Source organism: Pseudomonas sp. 10-1B, assembly GCF_000935045.1.
Classification (GTDB): domain Bacteria; phylum Pseudomonadota; class Gammaproteobacteria; order Pseudomonadales; family Pseudomonadaceae; genus Aquipseudomonas.
This window is the reverse complement of the sequence record NZ_JYKS01000007.1, coordinates 19567-36428: the sequence shown is the minus strand read 5'-3', so window position 1 is coordinate 36428 and position 16862 is coordinate 19567. Positions and strand designations below refer to the sequence as shown.

The following is a 16862-nucleotide window of genomic DNA, read 5'->3' as shown; positions in this document are numbered from 1 at the left end:
AGGGGTAGTCTGCCCATGAGCCACATTCCCAAGGCCGAGTATGCCCGTCGGCGCAAGGCGCTGATGGCGCAGATGGTCCCCAACAGCATCGCCATCCTGCCCGCTGCCGCGGTTGCCATCCGCAACCGCGACGTCGAGCACGTGTACCGCCAGGACAGCGACTTCCAGTACCTCAGCGGCTTCCCCGAGCCGGAGGCGGTGATCGCGCTGATCCCAGGGCGTGAACATGGCGAATACGTGCTGTTCTGCCGTGAACGCAACCCCGAGCGCGAGCTGTGGGACGGGCTGCGGGCTGGCCAGGAAGGCGCGGTACGCGATTTCGGTGCCGACGATGCCTTCCCCATCACCGATATCGACGAGATCCTGCCGGGCCTGATCGAAGGCCGCGAGCGTGTCTACAGCGCCATGGGCAGCAACCCCGAGTTCGATCGCCGGTTGATGGACTGGATCAACGTGATCCGCTCCAAGGCGCGCCTGGGTGCCCAGCCGCCGAACGAGTTCGTTGCGCTGGATCATCTGCTGCACGACATGCGCCTGTATAAATCGGCGGCGGAAGTGAAGGTGATGCGCGCTGCTGCGGATATTTCCGCGCGGGCCCATGTGCGGGCCATGCAGGCCTGCCGGGCCGGGTTGCACGAGTACAGCCTGGAAGCCGAGCTGGACTACGAATTCCGCAAGGGCGGGGCGAAGATGCCGGCCTACGGCTCGATCGTCGCGGCCGGGCGCAATGGTTGCATCCTGCACTACCAGCAAAACGATGCCCCGCTCAAGGATGGCGACCTGGTGCTGATCGACGCCGGCTGCGAAATCGACTGCTACGCCAGCGACATCACCCGCACCTTCCCGGTCAGCGGGCGTTTTTCGCCCGAGCAGAAGCTCATCTACGAGCTGGTGCTCAAGGCCCAGGCGGCGGCGTTTGCCGAAATCGCCCCCGGCAAGCACTGGAACCACGCCCACGAGGCGACCGTGCGGGTCATCACCGAGGGCCTGGTGGAACTTGGCTTGCTGAGCGGTGAGGTGCAGGCGCTGATCGACAGCGAGGCCTATCGAGCCTTCTACATGCACCGTGCCGGGCACTGGCTGGGCATGGATGTGCATGACGTGGGCGACTACAAGGTGGGTGGCGAGTGGCGGGTGCTGGAGCCCGGCATGGCGCTGACCGTCGAACCGGGCATCTACATAGGCGCCGACAATCAGGCCGTGGCCAAGAAATGGCGCGGCATTGGGGTAAGGATCGAGGACGACGTGGTAGTCACCAGGCAAGGTTGTGAAATCCTGACTTCCGGCGTGCCGCGCACGGTCGCCGAGATCGAGGCGCTGATGCAGGCCGCCCGCAAGGACGCGGCATGAACCGGGTGAACCTGGCGATCATCGGTGGTGGCCTGGTGGGGGCGAGCTTGGCCCTGGCCCTGCAGGCCGGGGCCAAGGCGCGTGGCTGGAAAATCCTGCTGATAGAGCCGTTCGCCCCCGGCGACAGCTTCCAGCCCAGCTACGATGCGCGCTCTTCGGCGCTGTCGTTCGGCACCCAGCAGATCTACCAGCATCTGGGCTTGTGGCAGACCATCAGCCACCGCGCCGAGCCGATCCTGCAGATTCACGTGTCCGACCGTGGCCGCTTCGGCGCTACCCGCCTGGATGCTCTGGAAGAAGGTGTGCCGGCGCTGGGCTATGTGGTGGAAAACGCCTGGCTGGGCCAGTGCCTGTGGCAAGGGCTGGACAGCGAGGTGGTGAGCTGGCGCTGCCCGGCGGAAGTGACCTCGATGCAGGCGGTCGAAGGCGGCTACCGCCTGTTGCTGAACGATGATACCCAGCTGGAATGCGACCTGGCGGTACTGGCCGATGGCGGCCGTTCTGGCCTGCGCGAGCAGTTGGGCATCCACGTGCGCCAAACGCCATACGAACAGAGCGCGTTGATCGCCAATATCACCCCGGGCGAGGCCCATGGCGGCCAGGCCTTCGAACGTTTCACCGAAGAAGGCCCCATGGCCCTGCTGCCGCTGCCAGAAAACCGCTGTGCGCTGGTCTGGACCCGCCAGGGCATGGATGCACGGCGCCTGGCCGACATCGACGAGCGCAGCTTCCTGCGTGAGCTGCAGGGCGTGTTCGGTTACCGCCTGGGCGCCTTGCGCCAGGTCGGGGTACGGCACCTCTACCCACTGTCATTGATCGAAGCCCAGGAGCAGGTGCGGCCGCACCTGGTGGTGCTGGGCAACGCCGCGCACAGCCTGCACCCGATCGCCGGCCAGGGCTTCAACCTGTCGCTGCGTGACGTGCAGGCGTTGGCCGAGGCGCTGCTGGCCGGCCCGCAGCAGCCTGGCGACCTGAGCACGCTGCAGGCCTATCACCAGCGCCAGCGCCTGGACCAGGCCCTGACCATCGGCTTTTCCGACCAGGTCACGCGCCTGTTCGGCAGCAGCCAGCCGTTGCTGGCCGCGGGGCGCAACCTCGGCCTGCTCGGGCTCGACTTGCTGCCACCGGCGAAAAGCTGGTTCGCCCGCCAGGCCATGGGCCTGGGCACCCGTCCCGATCCGCGGGGCCAGGCATGAGCAACCCAGGTAAACTGGCGCGCCGGGCGCGCATGCTGCGCTGGATGTTGAACCTTTACCCGCCGTACCTGGGTGCTGGTATCCGTGTGCAGCACATCAGCCCGGACCTGCGCAGCGTCAAGGTGGCGATGAAACTGACCCGCTGGAACCGCAACTACGTCGGTACCCAGTTCGGTGGCAGCCTGTATGCGATGGTCGACCCGTTCTACATGCTGCTGCTGATCGAACAGTTGGGGCGCGACTACATCGTCTGGGACAAGGCTGCCAGCATCGACTTCATCTCGCCGGGCAAAGGCCCGGTGTACGCCGAGTTCCACGTCGATGACGCGTTGCTGGACGAAATCCGCCAGCAGACCGCCACCGGCAAGAAGTGCCTGCCGCGTTTGCAGGTCGATATCCGCGATGGCGCCGGTGAGCTGGTGGCGCGGGTCGATAAAACCCTATACGTGCGGCTCAAGCCGCAAGCGAGGCTGGCGTAAGGCATGGAAATGCGCGCAGATCTGTTGATTGTCGGTGCCGGTATGGTCGGCAGCGCCCTGGCCCTGGCGTTGCGCCACAGCGGCTTGCAAATCCTGCTGCTCGACGGTGGCCCGCTGACGGTCAAGCCGTTCGATGCACAGGCACCGTTCGAGCCGCGTGTCAGCGCGCTTTCGGCGGCCAGCCAGCGCATCCTCGAGCGCCTTGGCGCCTGGGACGGCATTGCCCAGCGGCGTGCCACGCCGTATTCGGACATGCACGTGTGGGATGGCAGCGGCACCGGGCAGATTCATTTTTCGGCTTCCAGCGTGCATGCCCAGGTGCTTGGCCATATCGTCGAGAACCGGGTGGTGCAGGACGGCCTGCTGGAGCGCCTGCACGACAGTGACATCGGCCTGCTGCCCAACGCGCGCCTGGAGCAGCTGCGCCGCTCCGGCGACGAATGGCTGCTGACCCTGGCCGATGGCCGGCAACTGCGCGCGCCGCTGGTGATTGCCGCCGACGGCGCCAACTCGGCAGTGCGGCGCTTGGCCGGTTGCGAAACCCGCGAGTGGGATTACCTGCACCATGCCATCGTCACCAGCGTGCGCTGCAGTGCCGGGCACCAGGCCACCGCCTGGCAGCGCTTCACCGATGAAGGGCCATTGGCCTTCCTGCCATTGACGCGTGATGGCCAGCAGGATTGGTGTTCGATCGTCTGGTCGACTACGCCGGAGCATGCCGAGCAATTGATGGCGTTGGATGATGCGGCGTTCCTGCAGGCCCTGGAGCGGGCCTTCGAGGGGTGCCTGGGCCACGTTCTGCAGGCCGACCCACGGGTATGCGTGCCGCTGCGCCAGCGCCACGCCAAGCGCTATGTGGATGAAGGCCTGGCGTTGATCGGCGATGCCGCGCACACCATTCACCCGCTGGCCGGGCAGGGCGTGAACCTGGGCTTCCTCGATGCGGCGGTGCTGGCCGAGGTGCTGGTCAATGCCTGCGAGCGTGGTGAGCGGCTGGCGGATGTGAAGGTGCTAAGCCGTTACGAGCGACGGCGCATGCCCCACAACCTGGCGCTGATGGCGGCGATGGAGGGGTTCGAGCGGTTGTTCCAGGCCAACCCGCTGCCGTTGCGCTGGTTGCGTAACAGTGGCTTGAAGCTGGTGGAGCAGATGCCCGAGGCCAAGGCTGTGTTCGTGCGCCAGGCGTTGGGGCTTTCCGGGGATCTGCCGGATCTCGCGAAGGCCTGAGCTTGCAGAAATCCGGTGGGAGCGGGCATGCCCGCGAAACAGGCGACGCGGTGTATGGCACCGGCTTTGCCGGTGTTCGCGGGCATGCCCGCTCCCACAGGAGCCTTTCAGTTGTTATCCCTCTGCAACATCCGGTAACGGCTCTGTAGATGAGCCAGAAAATGGGATTCACTACCATTTGCACTTCTCATACGATCCGAGGAGTGCTTCCCATGTTGCCACGCAAGCCCCTACTGGCCGCCCTGGCCCTGACCCTGTTCGGCGGCACCGCCCAGGCGGCGGACGAAGTGGTGGTGTACTCCTCGCGCATCGACGAGCTGATCAAGCCCGTGTTCGATGCCTATACCGCCAAGACCGGCGTCAAGATCAAGTTCATCACCGACAAGGAAGCCCCGCTGATGCAGCGCATCAAGGCCGAGGGCGACAACGGCGTGGCCGACCTGCTGCTGACCGTCGATGCCGGCAACCTGTGGCAGGCCGAACAGATGGGGATCCTGCAGCCGATCAAGTCCGAAGTCATCGACCAGAACATCCCGCCGCAGTACCGCGCTTCGTCGCATGACTGGACCGGCCTGAGCCTGCGTGCCCGCACCATCATCTACTCCACCGAGCGGGTCAAGCCTGAAGAGTTGAGCACCTACGAAGCCCTGGCCGACAAGCAGTGGGAAGGCCGCTTGTGCCTGCGTACGGCGAAGAAGGTGTACAACCAGTCACTGACCGCCACCCTGATCGAGACCCACGGCGAGGCCAAGACCGAGCAAATCGTCAAAGGCTGGGTCAACAACCTGTCCACCGACGTGTTCTCCGACGATAACTCGGTGATCCAGGCCATCGAGGCCGGGCAGTGCGACGTGGGCGTGGTCAACACTTACTACTACGGCCGCCTGCACAAGCAGAACCCTCAGCTGCCGGTGAAGATCTTCTGGCCCAACCAGGGTGACCGCGGTGTGCACGTCAACCTGTCGGGTATTGGCCTGACCAAGCATGCGCCACACCCGGAGGCTGCGAAAAAGCTGGTGGAATGGATGACTGGCGAGGAAGCGCAGAAGCTGTTCGCCGACATCAACCAGGAGTTCCCGGCCAACCCGAAGGTCAAGCCATCGGACGAAGTGGCGGCGTGGGGCAGCTTCAAGGCAGACAGCATCGCCGTGGAAATTGCCGGCAAGCGTCAGGCTGAAGCCATTCGCCTGATGGATCGGGCTGGCTGGAACTAAGCGCCAGGCTTTATCCTTGCGCAGGCCTGCAAAGGCCTCTTCGCGGGCATGCCCGCTCCCACAGGATCTCCACTGCCCTTGAGAGTTGTGCGGTCCCTGTGGGAGCGGGCGAGCCCGCGAACGACCGCAAAGCGGTCGCAAACCAGCCACAGAGACATTCAACTTGCCCCACACCCCCCAACGCCGCTGGTACTTCCCGGTATCCCTGATCGCCGCCCTGGTGCTGCTGCCCCTTAGCGTGCTGCTGCTGTCCTGGCAGTCGATCGACCTGCAGATCTGGTCGCACCTGCTCGACACCCAGATGAGCCGCCTGCTCGGCAACACCCTGACGCTGGTGGTGGGTGTGGGCATCGGCGTCACTGTACTGGGCGTCAGCCTGGCCTGGCTCACCAGCCTCTGCGAGTTCCCCGGCCGGCGCTGGCTGGACTGGGCACTGATGTTGCCGTTCGCCATCCCTGCCTACGTGCTGGCATTCGTCTTCGTCGGCCTGCTGGACTTCGCTGGCCCCGTGCAAAGTGCCCTGCGCGAGGTGTTCGGGCCGATGCGCCTGCCACGGGTGCGTTCCACCGGTGGGGTGATCATCGTCCTGGTGCTGGTGTTCTACCCCTATGTCTACCTGCTGGCGCGCACGGCTTTCCTGGCCCAGGGCAAGGGCCTGATGGAGGCGGCGCGAGTGCTGGGCTTGTCACCCCTGCAGGCATTCTGGCGCGTGGCCCTGCCGATGGCACGGCCGGCGATCGGCGCCGGCATCGCCTTGGCCTTGATGGAAACCCTGGCCGACTTCGGCGCGGTGGCGGTGTTCAACTTCGACACCTTCACCACGGCCATCTACAAGACCTGGTACGGCTTCTTCAGCCTGTCCAGTGCGGCCCAGCTGGCCAGCCTGCTGCTGCTGGCGGTGATGCTGGTGCTGTACGGCGAGCGCCGCGCCCGGGGCGCCAGCCGCAGCGGCAACGAACGGCCGCGAGGGCAGGCGCTGTACCACCTGCGTGGGGCCAAGGCACTGCTGGCCAGTGGCTGGTGCCTGCTGGTGTTCGCCTGCGCCTTCGTCATCCCGCTGCTGCAACTGCTGGTGTGGTTCTGGCAGCGCGGCCGGCACGACCTGGACGAACGCTATGTCGGCCTGGTGCTGCACACCCTGTACCTGGGCGGTCTGGCGGCGCTGGTCACGGTATGCGTGGCGCTGCTGCTGGCCTTTGCCCGGCGCCAGGCGCCGACCGGTGCTATCAACGCCGGGGTCGGCCTGGCCAATCTGGGCTATGCCTTGCCCGGCTCGGTACTGGCGGTGTCGATCATGCTGGCTTTCAGTTACCTCGATAACCATCTGGTCATCCCGCTGTCCAGCTGGCTGGGCGGGGCGGGCAAACCGCTGCTGCTGGGTAGCCTTGCCGCCTTGCTGCTGGCCTACCTGGTGCGCTTCATCGCGGTGGCCTACGGGCCGCTGGAAAGCAGCCTGGAGCGTATCCGCCCATCACTGCCCGAGGCGTCCCGCAGCCTGGGCGTCGGTGGCGGCAGATTGTTTTTCAAGGTGTATCTCCCGCTGCTGGTGCCCGGTGCCCTTAGCGCCGCCCTGCTGGTGTTCGTCGACGTGCTCAAGGAAATGCCGGCCACCTTGCTGATGCGACCGTTTGGCTGGGACACCTTGGCGGTACGGGTGTTCGAGATGACCAGCGAGGGCGAGTGGGCGCGCGCCTCGCTGCCGGCGCTGACCCTGGTGCTGGTGGGCTTGCTGCCGGTCATCGGCCTGATTCGCCGTTCGGCGCGTCGGCCCGGTCACAGTCACTGAGGGTGCCAGCTTGCGCCCTTGCGGCTACAATGCGCGGCATTCGCGCGGCGGGTGTAAGCGATAAGAGCTGATAAGAAAAGCTGAAGACCCAACGTCATCGACCGCCGCCGCTTCGCCACGCCCGGAAGGAGAAACCCATGGGACAGCGCACGCTTTTGTATGACCTACACCTGGCGCTCGGCGCCAAAACGGTCGATTTCGGTGGCTGGGACATGCCCCTGCACTATGGCTCGCAGGTCGAGGAGCACCATCAGGTGCGTAGCGATTGTGGGGTGTTCGATGTTTCCCACATGACCGTGATCGATGTCGATGGCCGCGACGCCAGCGCCTGGCTGCAGCGCCTGCTGGCCAACGATGTGGCCCGCCTGGACGATACCGGCAAGGCGCTGTACAGCCCATTGCTCACCGAAGCAGGCGGTGTGATCGACGACCTGATCGTCTACCGCACCGAAAGCGGCTACCGGCTGGTCACCAACGCTGCCACGCGGGCCAAGGTGCTCGACTGGCTGCAACGGCAGCGCGCCGGTTTTGCCGTGGACTTTCAGGTCCGCCCGGACCTGGCCATCCTCGCCATCCAGGGGCCGCATGCCCGCGAAAAGGTCGCGGCCCTGCTCAGCCCTGCGCGCGCCGCGCTGATCCGCGAGCTGCGCCCGTTCGAAGGGGTTGCCGAAGGCGACTGGTTCATTGCCCGCACCGGTTATACCGGTGAAGACGGCCTGGAAATCATCTTCCCGGGCGAGCAGGCCGTGGCCTTCTTCAACGACCTGGTCGGCGCTGGCATTGCCCCCAGTGGCCTTGGCGCCCGCGATACCCTGCGCCTGGAGGCCGGCATGAACCTGTACGGCCAGGACATCGACGAAGACCACACCCCGCTCACCTCCAACCTGGGTTGGAGCATTGCCTGGGAGCCGGCCGAGCGCGATTTCATCGGCCGCGCCGGCCTGCTGGCGGAAATCGAGCGCGGCGTGCAGGAAAAACTGGTCGGCCTGGTGCTGGAGGAGCGCGGCGTGCTGCGTGCCCACCAGGTGGTTCGTGTGGCCGGCATTGGCGAAGGGGAGATCACCAGTGGTAGTTTCTCGCCTACGCTGAGCAAGTCTATTGCCCTGGCGCGCGTACCCATGGCCACTGGTGACCGGGCCGAGGTGGAAATTCGCGGCAAGTGGTACCCGGTGCGGGTGGTCAAACCGACCTTCGTGCGCCACGGCAAGATCCTGATCTGAACACTACCAACCGGCGGGCGTACCGCTGAGCCAATCGAGGAATTCAAGACATGAGCAATATCCCCGCCGACCTGCGTTTTGCCGAAAGCCATGAGTGGGCTCGCCTGGAAGCCGACGGCAGCGTGACCGTGGGCATCAGCGACCACGCCCAGCAAGCCCTGGGTGATGTGGTGTTCGTCGAGTTGGCCGAAGTCGGCAAGGTGTTCGCCGCTGGCGATGCTGCCGGTGTGGTCGAGTCGGTCAAGGCTGCTTCGGACATCTACGCCCCGGTCGCTGGCGAAGTGATCGCGGTCAACGAAGAGCTGGCCGACAGCCCGGAACTGCTCAACGAAGAGCCTTATGGGGCGTGGATCTTCAAGCTCAAGCCAAGCGACAAGGCCGAACTGGACAAGCTGCTGGATGCTGCCGGTTACCAAGCCGCTATCGGCGAATAAGGCTTCAGGCCTCATCGCCGGCAAGCCAGCTCCCACAGAGATAGCGCGCGCCTCAGGGCTTGTGGTTGACCTGTGGGAGCTGGCTTGCCGGCGATAGGGCCGGTACTGACCAAACAAGTTTCCCCGCACAATCGGCAATCCCTTCCTAGACTTGTAAGTCTCCATGAGAGCTGTTCCAGGAAGAGAGCGTCGTCATGTCCCAGTCGCCATCCCTGCATCAATTGCAAGAGCTCAACCCATTCCTGCGTCGCCACCTGGGCCCCGATGCCACAGAGCAGCAGGCCATGCTCAATGCGCTGGGCGTCGCCAGCCGCAGCGAGCTGATAGAGCAGACCGTACCACCCGATATCCGCCTCAATCGCCCCCTCGACCTGCCGCCGGCACTGGACGAACAGGCCGCGCTGGCCAAGCTCGCGGGTTACGCCGGGCAGAACCAGGTGTGGACCAGCCTGATCGGCATGGGTTACCACGGCACCATCACGCCCACGGTCATCCTGCGCAATGTGCTGGAAAACCCCGGTTGGTACACTGCCTATACGCCGTATCAGCCTGAAATCGCCCAGGGCCGTCTGGAGGCGTTGCTGAACTTCCAGCAGATGGTCATCGACCTCACTGGGCTGGCCCTGGCCAATGCCTCGCTGCTCGACGAAGCCACCGCCGCCGCTGAGGCCATGGCCCTGGCCAAGCGGGTGGCGCGCAACAAGAGCAACGCCTTCTTCGCCGACGAACATTGCCACCCGCAAACCCTGTCGGTGCTGAAGACCCGAGCCGAGGGCTTTGGCTTCGAGTTGATCGTCGACTCTGTGGATAACCTGGGTCAGCACGCCGTGTTCGGGGCCTTGCTGCAGTACCCCGACACCCACGGCGAGGTGCGCGACCTGCGCCCGCTGATCGACCAGTTGCACAGCCAGCACGCCCTGGCCTGCGTGGCCGTCGACCTGCTCAGCCTGGTGGTGCTGGCGCCACCCGGGGAACTGGGCGCCGATGTGGTACTGGGTTCGACCCAGCGCTTTGGCGTGCCAATGGGCTACGGTGGCCCACACGCGGCCTATTTCGCCTGCCGCGACGACTACAAGCGGGCCATGCCGGGGCGCATCATCGGGGTGTCGCGCGATGCCCGTGGCAACAGCGCATTACGCATGGCCCTGCAGACCCGCGAGCAGCATATCCGCCGCGAGAAGGCCAACTCCAACATCTGCACGGCCCAGGTGCTGCTAGCCAACATTGCCGGCTTCTACGCGGTGTACCACGGCCCGGAAGGCCTGCAGCGCATCGCCCAGCGCGTGCACCGGCTGACCTTCATCCTGGCCGCCGGCCTCGAGGCCAAAGGCATCAAACGCCTCAACCAGCATTTCTTCGACACCCTTACCCTGGAGGTCGGCGGTGCCCAGGCAGCCATCATCGAAAGCGCCGAAGCCGCGCAGATCAACTTGCGCATCCTTGGCCGTGGGCACTTGGGCGTGAGCCTGGATGAAACCTGCAACGAGCAGACAGTGCTGCGCCTGCTGGACATTTTCCTGGGGGTGGACCACGGCCTGGATATCGCCGCGCTCGACCAATTGGCCCTGCCCGAAGGCATCCCCGCCAGCCTGGTACGGCGCACGCCGTTCCTCGCCCACCCGGTGTTCAACCTGCACCACAGCGAAACCGAGATGCTGCGCTACCTCAAGCAGCTGGAGAACAAGGACCTGGCCCTGAACCAGTCGATGATCCCTCTGGGCTCCTGCACCATGAAGCTCAACGCCAGCAGCGAAATGATCCCCATCACCTGGCCTGGCTTTGCCCTGCTGCACCCGTTTGCCCCGGCATCCCAAACCACGGGCTACAAGGCGATGATCGACGAACTGGAAAAGTGGCTGTGCGCGATCACTGGTTTCGACGCCATCTGCATGCAGCCCAACTCTGGTGCCCAGGGGGAATACGCCGGCCTGATGGCCATTACCCGCTACCACCGCAGCCGCCACCAGCCACAACGCACGCTGTGCCTGATCCCGTCGTCGGCCCATGGCACCAACCCGGCGTCGGCGCAAATGGCTGGCATGGAGGTGGTGATCGTCGATTGCGATGACGACGGCAACGTCGACCTGGTCGACCTCAAGGCCAAGGCCCACGCGGCCGGGGACCGTCTGTCGTGCCTGATGGTCACCTACCCGTCGACCCACGGCGTATACGAAGAGGGGATTCGCGAAATCTGCGAAGTGGTCCACCAGCACGGTGGCCAGGTGTACATGGATGGCGCCAACCTCAATGCCCAGGTGGGGCTGGCGCGCCCAGCGGACATCGGCGCCGATGTGTCGCACATGAACCTGCACAAGACCTTCTGCATCCCCCATGGAGGTGGCGGCCCCGGCATGGGGCCGATCGGCATTCGCGCCCACCTCAAGCCCTTTGTCGCCAGCCACCCGGTGGTGCCGGTACCCGGCCTGGACCCGAACATCAGCGCGGTCAGCGCCGCGCCGTGGGGCAGTGCGAGCATCTTGCCGATCAGCTGGATGTACATCGCCATGATGGGGCCGCAACTGGCCGATGCCAGCGAGGTGGCGATCCTCTCGGCCAACTACCTGGCGAGCCAGCTGGGCGCGGCCTTCCCGGTGCTCTACCGCGGGCGCAACCAGCGGGTGGCCCACGAATGCATCCTCGACCTGCGGCCGCTCAAGGCGCTGACCGGCATCAGCGAAGAGGATGTGGCCAAGCGCCTGATGGACTATGGCTTCCACGCCCCGACCATGTCATTCCCGGTGCCGGGCACGCTGATGGTCGAGCCGACCGAGAGTGAGTCGAAGGCCGAGCTGGACCGGTTCGTCGAGGCGATGCTGGCGATTCGGGCGGAAATTGGCGAAGTGCAGGAGGGTAACTGGCCAGCGGAGAACAACCCGCTCAAGCATGCGCCGCATACCCTGGCCGATGTGCTGGGGGCGTGGGACAGGCCGTACAGCCTGGAGCAGGCGGTAGCGCCCAGCGCTCACGTGCGCCAGCACAAGTACTGGCCGGCGGTGAACCGGGTCGACAACGTGTATGGGGACAGGAACCTGTTCTGTGCGTGTGTGCCGGTGGAGGCTTATCGGTAGGGCTGGAGGTTGGTGTTGGATTCTTCGCGGGCTTGCCCGCTCCCACAGGTATTGCACAAGGCTTGAATCTTGTGCAATACCTGTGGGAGCGGGCGAGCCCGCGAAACAGGCGACGCGGTTATTCGGCTACCGCATTCTTGGCCAGGATGGCATTGGCCAGTTCCATGTCGGAAGCCTGCATGCCTGGGTTTTCCGCACGGGCCTGACGAATCGCCGCTTCCAGGAACGGCCCGCGGATCGCACCTTCGCTGGCCACGAAGCTGCCAGCGTCATCCTGCGCCGCCATCACCAGTTTGTGATCCCGCGAGGTCAGGTAGGTCGAGGCCGTGGTGGCACCCGAAGAGATCACGTTACGCCAGAAGGTATCGGCCATGGCCGAGCCGATGGGCAGCGAAAGCAAGGCAGCGGCGGCGATGGCGGTTTTGCGACGCATGATGAAAAACCTCGACGGGTGAGGGTTGAAGATGCGTGGTTTGATCCTGCTTCGCGGCTTCAAGTTCCTTGAATACAAAGGATTTTTGCTCAGGAACAGGCCCGCAGCACCTCCTCTGGGCGGGTCTGTCCGCAAGCCACTTTGGCCTCCCCGCAACTGCGCAGGTCGAGCAGGCCATCGGCCAGTGCCTGGCGTCGCAGGCTGGCCAGGTCGCTGCCCGGGCCTATCTGGGCGCGCAGGCTGTCGCTGGGTACCAGCAGCTCGAACAGCCCTGTACGGCCATGGAACCCGGTGCCACGACAGGTGCGGCATGGCTGGCCGCTGGCAGCTGCTGCACAGCCCTGGCAGTCCGCGCACAGTGTGCGTACCAGGCGCTGGGCCATGACCCCGGCCAGCGTGGCCTTGATCAGGTAGTCGGCCACACCCAGTTCCTGCAGGCGAGTGATTGCGGAGCAGGCGTCGTTGGTATGCAGGGTCGACAGCACCAGGTGCCCGGTCAGGGCCGCCTGCACCGCCACCAGGGCGGTTTCCCGGTCGCGTATTTCGCCGATCATGATGATGTCCGGGTCCTGGCGCAGCATGGCCCGCACAGCGTTGGCAAAACCCAGGTCCAGGGCTGGTTGGACCTGCAACTGGTTGAAGGCCGGCTCCAGGCGTTCGATCGGGTCTTCGATGGTGCACAGGTTGACCTGCGGCGTGGCCAACAGCTTGAGGCTGGCGTACAGCGTGCTGGTCTTGCCGGAGCCGGTGGGGCCGGTCACCAGGATGATGCCCTGGCGCTGACGCAGCAGGCCTTGCCAATGGGCCAGTTGTGGCCCGTCCAGGCCGAGGCGGTCGAAGCCCTCTTGTAGCTGTTGCGGGTCGAACAGGCGCAGTACCAGCTTTTCGCCGAACGGCGTCGGCAGGGTGGACAGGCGCAATTCCACCTCGCCGCCATTTGGCAGGCGGCTTTGCAGCCGGCCATCCTGCGGGCGGCGCTTTTCCGCGACGTCCATGCGCCCCAGGTGCTTCAGGCGGCTGACCAGTGCCAGGGTCACCCCGGCGGGGAAGGCGTAGACCGTGTGCAGCAGGCCGTCGATGCGGTAGCGCAACTGGCCCTGCTCACGGCGTGGTTCCAGGTGGATATCGCTGGCGCGCTGCTCGATGGCGTACTGCAGCAACCAGTCGACGATGTGCACGATGTGCGCATCGTTGGCGTTGGCCTCGGCGTGGCGCTTGCCCAGTTCCAGCAGTTGCTCGAGTTCGCCCAGGCTGGCCGACTGCTGGTACTGCGCCCCCTTTACCGACTGGGCCAGGCGGTAGAACGACTGCCCGGACTGGCGGATCTGCAGCGGGCTGGCCAGCACGCGGCGGATCGGCCGACCTAGGCTGCGGGCCAGGTCTGCCTGCCAGTCATCCTGGTAGGGCTGGGCGCTGGCGACGGTGACCTCGGAAGGGTCGGCGGCGACGATGAGGATACCGTGGCGCTGGGCGAAGGCGGGTGATATCAGGCCAGCGACCTGGGGCATGTCGAGTTGCATCGGGTCGATGCGCAGGTAGGGTTGGCCGACCTTGCCGGCCAGCCATTGGCAGAGGTGGTCCAGGTCCAGAGCTTGGCCGGGATGCTGGCGGCTTTCCAGGCCACAGGCAGCGATCTGCTCCAGTGGGTGGCAGGTGGGGCGGGTGGCGGCGTGCTCTAGCACATGCAGGGTGTCGTTGGCGTGCAGGTGCTGGTCGACGAGCAGGGCCTGGAGCACACGCTTGAGGTCGAGTGCCGGGTTGTCGGGGGTATGCATGATTGGCGTCCGTGCCTGATGGGGGGAGTGCTGATCAAGGCTAGCCGGACGGGGGAGGGTCAATGCGGATCAAGGGTTTCGGGATTTTGCCGAGCCTGTACGGGCCCTATCGCCGGCAAGCCAGCTCCCACAGGTACAGCGCGATGTTCGAGCCTGTGGTGATCCTGTGGGAGCCGGCTTGCCGGCGATAGGGCCGGTAAATGCTTACACAACCGCCAGCTCCACCCGCTGCAGGTTGCTCAGGCTCACCTCACCCACACACACCAGGTTACGCAGTTTCTGCGCGATCACCTCGGCCCGGTGCCAGCTCAGGCCGCCGATGCCGACCTCGATATCCAGCCAGTCATCCTGCTGGCTGACCTGCACACTGTGTGGGGTCAGGAACTGCAGGGCAAACAGGTTGAGCACACGGCACAGGCTGTCGGGCTCGGCTTCGGCCTGCAGGCGATAGCTAACGGTGCTGTGGGCGTTGCTGGCGGCCCATGCGTCGGTACGGGGCTGTGCGTTCATGCTGGTCTCCGCGAATGTGGAAGAAATTCTTGCACGTTGGCGGCGGCATTTTTTCGCTATGATTTGATGAATTCGCTGTCTTTACGAATTGAGCTATTCGAATCATGTGGTTTTGGAGAATGAATAATGCATAGCGAGCTGGACGCCTACGACCGCCGTATTCTCGAACTGCTGCAAGAGGACGCTTCGCTGTCCAGCGCACAGATCGCCGAGCGCGTGGGGCTGTCGCAATCGCCGTGCTGGCGGCGCATCCAGCGTTTGAAGGAGGAGGGGGTGATTCGCGGCCAGGTGACCTTGCTTGATCGCAAGAAGGTCGGCCTGAATACGCAGATCTTCGCCGAGGTGAAGCTCAATGCCCACGGGCGCTCCAACTTCACCGAATTCACCGAGGCGATCCGCGGGTTCCCGGAGGTGCTGGAGTGTTACGTGCTGATGGGCTCGGTGGACTTTCTGCTGCGCATCGTCACCTCGGATATCGAGGCTTATGAGCGGTTCTTCTTCGAAAAGCTGTCGAACGTGCCGGGGATTCAGGAAGTGAACTCGATCGTGGCGCTTTCGGAGATCAAGTCCACCACTAGCCTGCCGCTATTGCGGTGAGGCTATTCGCGGGCTCGCCCGCTCCCACAGGTCCCGAGCAAGTCTCAGGCCTGGCGCAGTTCCCTGTGGGAGCGGGCAAGCCCGCGAAGCAGGCGACGCGGAATCAAGCCTTGAGCAGGTGCTTCCAGCCGCGGCTCTGATCCACCGCCCGAGCCTGCTCGATGCGCGCTTCCAGCACTTCATCGCTGATCGGCTGCTCGGCCAGTTCATGCAGCTTCTTCAGGTCGCCGTACAGGCGGTCCATCTGCGGCGCCTCCAGCACCTGGCGGGCATGGTGCAACCAGGCCAGCAGTTGCTCGATACGCGGCAATTGCTCGGCCAGGTCTTCCGGGCGCTGGGTGTACAGCGGTAGCTTCAACGCACGGCCTTCTTCGCCCAGCAGGTGCGCCATCCAGCTGGCCAGCTGCGCCTTGCCCTGGCGCTCGCCACGGCCCTTGCGCTCTGCGGTCCAGGCGCGAGCCAGCAGCCAGCGCGAGGTTTCCAGCGAGAACTGGCCCCAGCGCACGTCTTCCAGTTCTTCGGCGAACTGCTCGGGGGCGGCGCGGCGGATGTCTTCGTCATCGTTGCCGGCCTGTACCAGCGGGCGCCAGTCTTCGAGCAGGGCGTCGAGGCTGCTGCGCAGGTCGCGGGTGGTCGCGCGCGGCGCGGCCTGGCCCAGGCTTGCGGTCAGTGCACGCAGCTCGCTCAGGCACTCCACCCAGTCCTGCAGCAGGCGCCAGTGGCCGTTGTGGCGGTATTGTTCGGCCAGGCGCTGGCTGCTGCCCAGCAGTTGCCAGGCCAGCGCGGCATAGGCGTCGTCCACGGCCATTTCGGCTTCCAGCTCGGTGTGCGGCAGGCCCAGCTCGTAGCTGTCCGGCTCCAGCAGGCGGTAGCCACGCTCGGCCTTGCTGATGTCGCAAGGCATCAGCGGCAGGCTGGCGGCCAGCTCGGCGGCCAGTTCCAGCAGTGCCTGCGGCTCACCTTCGCGCAGTTCCAGCTCCAGCTCGCAGATTTCTTCCTTGCGCTTGCCGGCGACCACGAAGCCCTGGTCCAGCGCGGCCTCGATCACCACCTTGCTCTTGCCACGGCCCCAGGCGATTTCAGCGAATTCGCGGGTGAAGTCGGTGGTGAACAGCGGCTTGATGGTCTTTTTGTCCAGGTCGGCCAGTTGCTCGGGCCAGCAGGTGGCGTCGAGCTTTTTCAGGTCGAGCTTGGCCTTGTCCAGATTCCACTCGTACTCGTTGCGCTCGGACAGGCCCGCTACGCTCTGGCCGCGGCACTTGAGGGTCTGGATGACCACATCGCCATCGCGGCGCAGGCGCAGGGCCACGCGCGCGGCGGACAGCTCGCGCTCGGGGGTGTCGAAGTACTGGTTGGTCAGTTCGCGGGTCTGCCAGCCGGACTTGTTGCGCTTTTTCAGCAGAGGGTGCTCGCGCAGGGCGGCAAGGGTCTCGCGGCTGGCGCGGAGCTTGAGTTCGGTTTCTTTGTGCATCACAGACTCGAAGGAGGGGCGTGGTTGGCAAAGAGTTTACAGGAGTCGGCTGTGGTCTGTTGGATCGTGGTGGTTTCTTCGCGGGCTCGCCCGCTCCCACAG

General features: G+C 65.3%; 14 protein-coding genes. 10 read left to right on the top strand and 4 right to left on the bottom strand.

The window, feature by feature from the left end:
- Window positions 1–15: 15 nt before the first annotated feature.
- The 9 genes from pepP to gcvP all read left to right on the top strand — a co-directional run bounded on the left by pepP (window position 16) and on the right by gcvP (window position 11974).
- A complete protein-coding gene (gene pepP / locus TZ03_RS05390; RefSeq protein WP_051096289.1) occupies window positions 16–1350 on the top strand; it encodes a Xaa-Pro aminopeptidase in 1335 nt (444 codons plus the stop codon).
- The gene (gene ubiH, locus TZ03_RS05385) at window positions 1347–2546 is read left to right on the top strand and encodes a 2-octaprenyl-6-methoxyphenyl hydroxylase (protein WP_051096287.1); all 1200 of its coding nucleotides are present in this window, start codon (window positions 1347–1349) and stop codon (window positions 2544–2546) included. The genes pepP and ubiH overlap by 4 nt, the downstream gene beginning before the upstream one ends.
- Window positions 2543–3025: a DUF4442 domain-containing protein gene (locus TZ03_RS05380; RefSeq protein ID WP_051096285.1), complete on the top strand. Its 483-nt coding sequence runs from the start codon at window positions 2543–2545 to the stop codon at window positions 3023–3025. The genes ubiH and TZ03_RS05380 overlap by 4 nt, the downstream gene beginning before the upstream one ends.
- A gap of 9 nt (window positions 3026–3034) precedes the next feature.
- On the top strand, window positions 3035–4252 hold the full coding sequence (locus tag TZ03_RS05375; RefSeq protein ID WP_177328437.1) for a 2-octaprenyl-3-methyl-6-methoxy-1,4-benzoquinol hydroxylase: 1218 nt from the start codon (window positions 3035–3037) through the stop codon (window positions 4250–4252).
- Window positions 4253–4464: 212 nt separating this feature from the next.
- A complete protein-coding gene (locus TZ03_RS05370; RefSeq protein WP_051096281.1) occupies window positions 4465–5466 on the top strand; it encodes an extracellular solute-binding protein in 1002 nt (333 codons plus the stop codon).
- A gap of 163 nt (window positions 5467–5629) precedes the next feature.
- Entirely contained in the window at window positions 5630–7252 is a 1623-nt protein-coding gene (locus tag TZ03_RS05365) for an ABC transporter permease (RefSeq protein WP_051096279.1), read from the top strand.
- 137 nt (window positions 7253–7389) lie between these two features.
- A complete protein-coding gene (gene gcvT / locus TZ03_RS05360) occupies window positions 7390–8472 on the top strand; it encodes a glycine cleavage system aminomethyltransferase GcvT (RefSeq protein ID WP_051096277.1) in 1083 nt (360 codons plus the stop codon).
- Between the two features lie 50 nt (window positions 8473–8522).
- Window positions 8523–8906, top strand: a complete 384-nt coding sequence (gene gcvH / locus TZ03_RS05355; RefSeq protein WP_051096275.1) for a glycine cleavage system protein GcvH — start codon at window positions 8523–8525, stop codon at window positions 8904–8906.
- Between the two features lie 194 nt (window positions 8907–9100).
- Window positions 9101–11974: an aminomethyl-transferring glycine dehydrogenase gene (gcvP, locus tag TZ03_RS05350; RefSeq protein ID WP_051096273.1), complete on the top strand. Its 2874-nt coding sequence runs from the start codon at window positions 9101–9103 to the stop codon at window positions 11972–11974.
- A 118-nt stretch (window positions 11975–12092) separates the two neighbouring features.
- Here gcvP and TZ03_RS05345 read toward each other — a convergent pair whose 3' ends face one another.
- From TZ03_RS05345 to TZ03_RS05335, 3 genes are all read right to left on the bottom strand, one after another.
- Window positions 12093–12407: a DUF2388 domain-containing protein gene (locus tag TZ03_RS05345; protein ID WP_051096270.1), complete on the bottom strand. Its 315-nt coding sequence runs from the start codon at window positions 12405–12407 to the stop codon at window positions 12093–12095.
- A gap of 89 nt (window positions 12408–12496) precedes the next feature.
- Window positions 12497–14182 carry a GspE/PulE family protein gene (locus TZ03_RS05340; RefSeq protein ID WP_051096268.1) on the bottom strand — a complete coding sequence of 562 codons (1686 nt, stop codon included), beginning with the start codon at window positions 14180–14182 and terminating at the stop codon, window positions 12497–12499.
- A 204-nt stretch (window positions 14183–14386) separates the two neighbouring features.
- Window positions 14387–14692 carry a hypothetical protein gene (locus TZ03_RS05335; protein ID WP_051096266.1) on the bottom strand — a complete coding sequence of 102 codons (306 nt, stop codon included), beginning with the start codon at window positions 14690–14692 and terminating at the stop codon, window positions 14387–14389.
- 126 nt (window positions 14693–14818) lie between these two features.
- Between TZ03_RS05335 and TZ03_RS05330 the strand changes: the two genes are divergently transcribed.
- A complete protein-coding gene (locus TZ03_RS05330; protein ID WP_051096264.1) occupies window positions 14819–15289 on the top strand; it encodes an Lrp/AsnC family transcriptional regulator in 471 nt (156 codons plus the stop codon).
- 103 nt (window positions 15290–15392) lie between these two features.
- On the opposite strand, the gene TZ03_RS05325 is transcribed toward TZ03_RS05330, so the two are convergent.
- Window positions 15393–16760 (bottom strand): CYTH domain-containing protein, encoded by a 1368-nt coding sequence (locus TZ03_RS05325; protein ID WP_051096262.1) that lies wholly within the window; start codon window positions 16758–16760, stop codon window positions 15393–15395.
- Window positions 16761–16862: the final 102 nt, after the last annotated feature.

What these genes read in the sequence shown, in the direction of transcription:
- TZ03_RS05370 (WP_051096281.1), top strand. Translation starts at nt 4,465, where the DNA reads ATGTTGCCACGCAAGCCCCTACTGGCCGCCCTGGCCCTGACCCTGTTC.
- TZ03_RS05340 (WP_051096268.1), bottom strand. Translation starts at nt 14,182, where the DNA reads ATGCATACCCCCGACAACCCGGCACTCGACCTCAAGCGTGTGCTCCAG.
- TZ03_RS05330 (WP_051096264.1), top strand. Translation starts at nt 14,819, where the DNA reads ATGCATAGCGAGCTGGACGCCTACGACCGCCGTATTCTCGAACTGCTG.
- ubiH (WP_051096287.1), top strand. Translation starts at nt 1,347, where the DNA reads ATGAACCGGGTGAACCTGGCGATCATCGGTGGTGGCCTGGTGGGGGCG.
- TZ03_RS05325 (WP_051096262.1), bottom strand. Translation starts at nt 16,760, where the DNA reads ATGCACAAAGAAACCGAACTCAAGCTCCGCGCCAGCCGCGAGACCCTT.
- gcvP (WP_051096273.1), top strand. Translation starts at nt 9,101, where the DNA reads ATGTCCCAGTCGCCATCCCTGCATCAATTGCAAGAGCTCAACCCATTC.
- TZ03_RS05335 (WP_051096266.1), bottom strand. Translation starts at nt 14,692, where the DNA reads ATGAACGCACAGCCCCGTACCGACGCATGGGCCGCCAGCAACGCCCAC.
- gcvT (WP_051096277.1), top strand. Translation starts at nt 7,390, where the DNA reads ATGGGACAGCGCACGCTTTTGTATGACCTACACCTGGCGCTCGGCGCC.
- TZ03_RS05345 (WP_051096270.1), bottom strand. Translation starts at nt 12,407, where the DNA reads ATGCGTCGCAAAACCGCCATCGCCGCCGCTGCCTTGCTTTCGCTGCCC.
- TZ03_RS05380 (WP_051096285.1), top strand. Translation starts at nt 2,543, where the DNA reads ATGAGCAACCCAGGTAAACTGGCGCGCCGGGCGCGCATGCTGCGCTGG.
- pepP (WP_051096289.1), top strand. Translation starts at nt 16, where the DNA reads ATGAGCCACATTCCCAAGGCCGAGTATGCCCGTCGGCGCAAGGCGCTG.
- gcvH (WP_051096275.1), top strand. Translation starts at nt 8,523, where the DNA reads ATGAGCAATATCCCCGCCGACCTGCGTTTTGCCGAAAGCCATGAGTGG.
- TZ03_RS05375 (WP_177328437.1), top strand. Translation starts at nt 3,035, where the DNA reads ATGCGCGCAGATCTGTTGATTGTCGGTGCCGGTATGGTCGGCAGCGCC.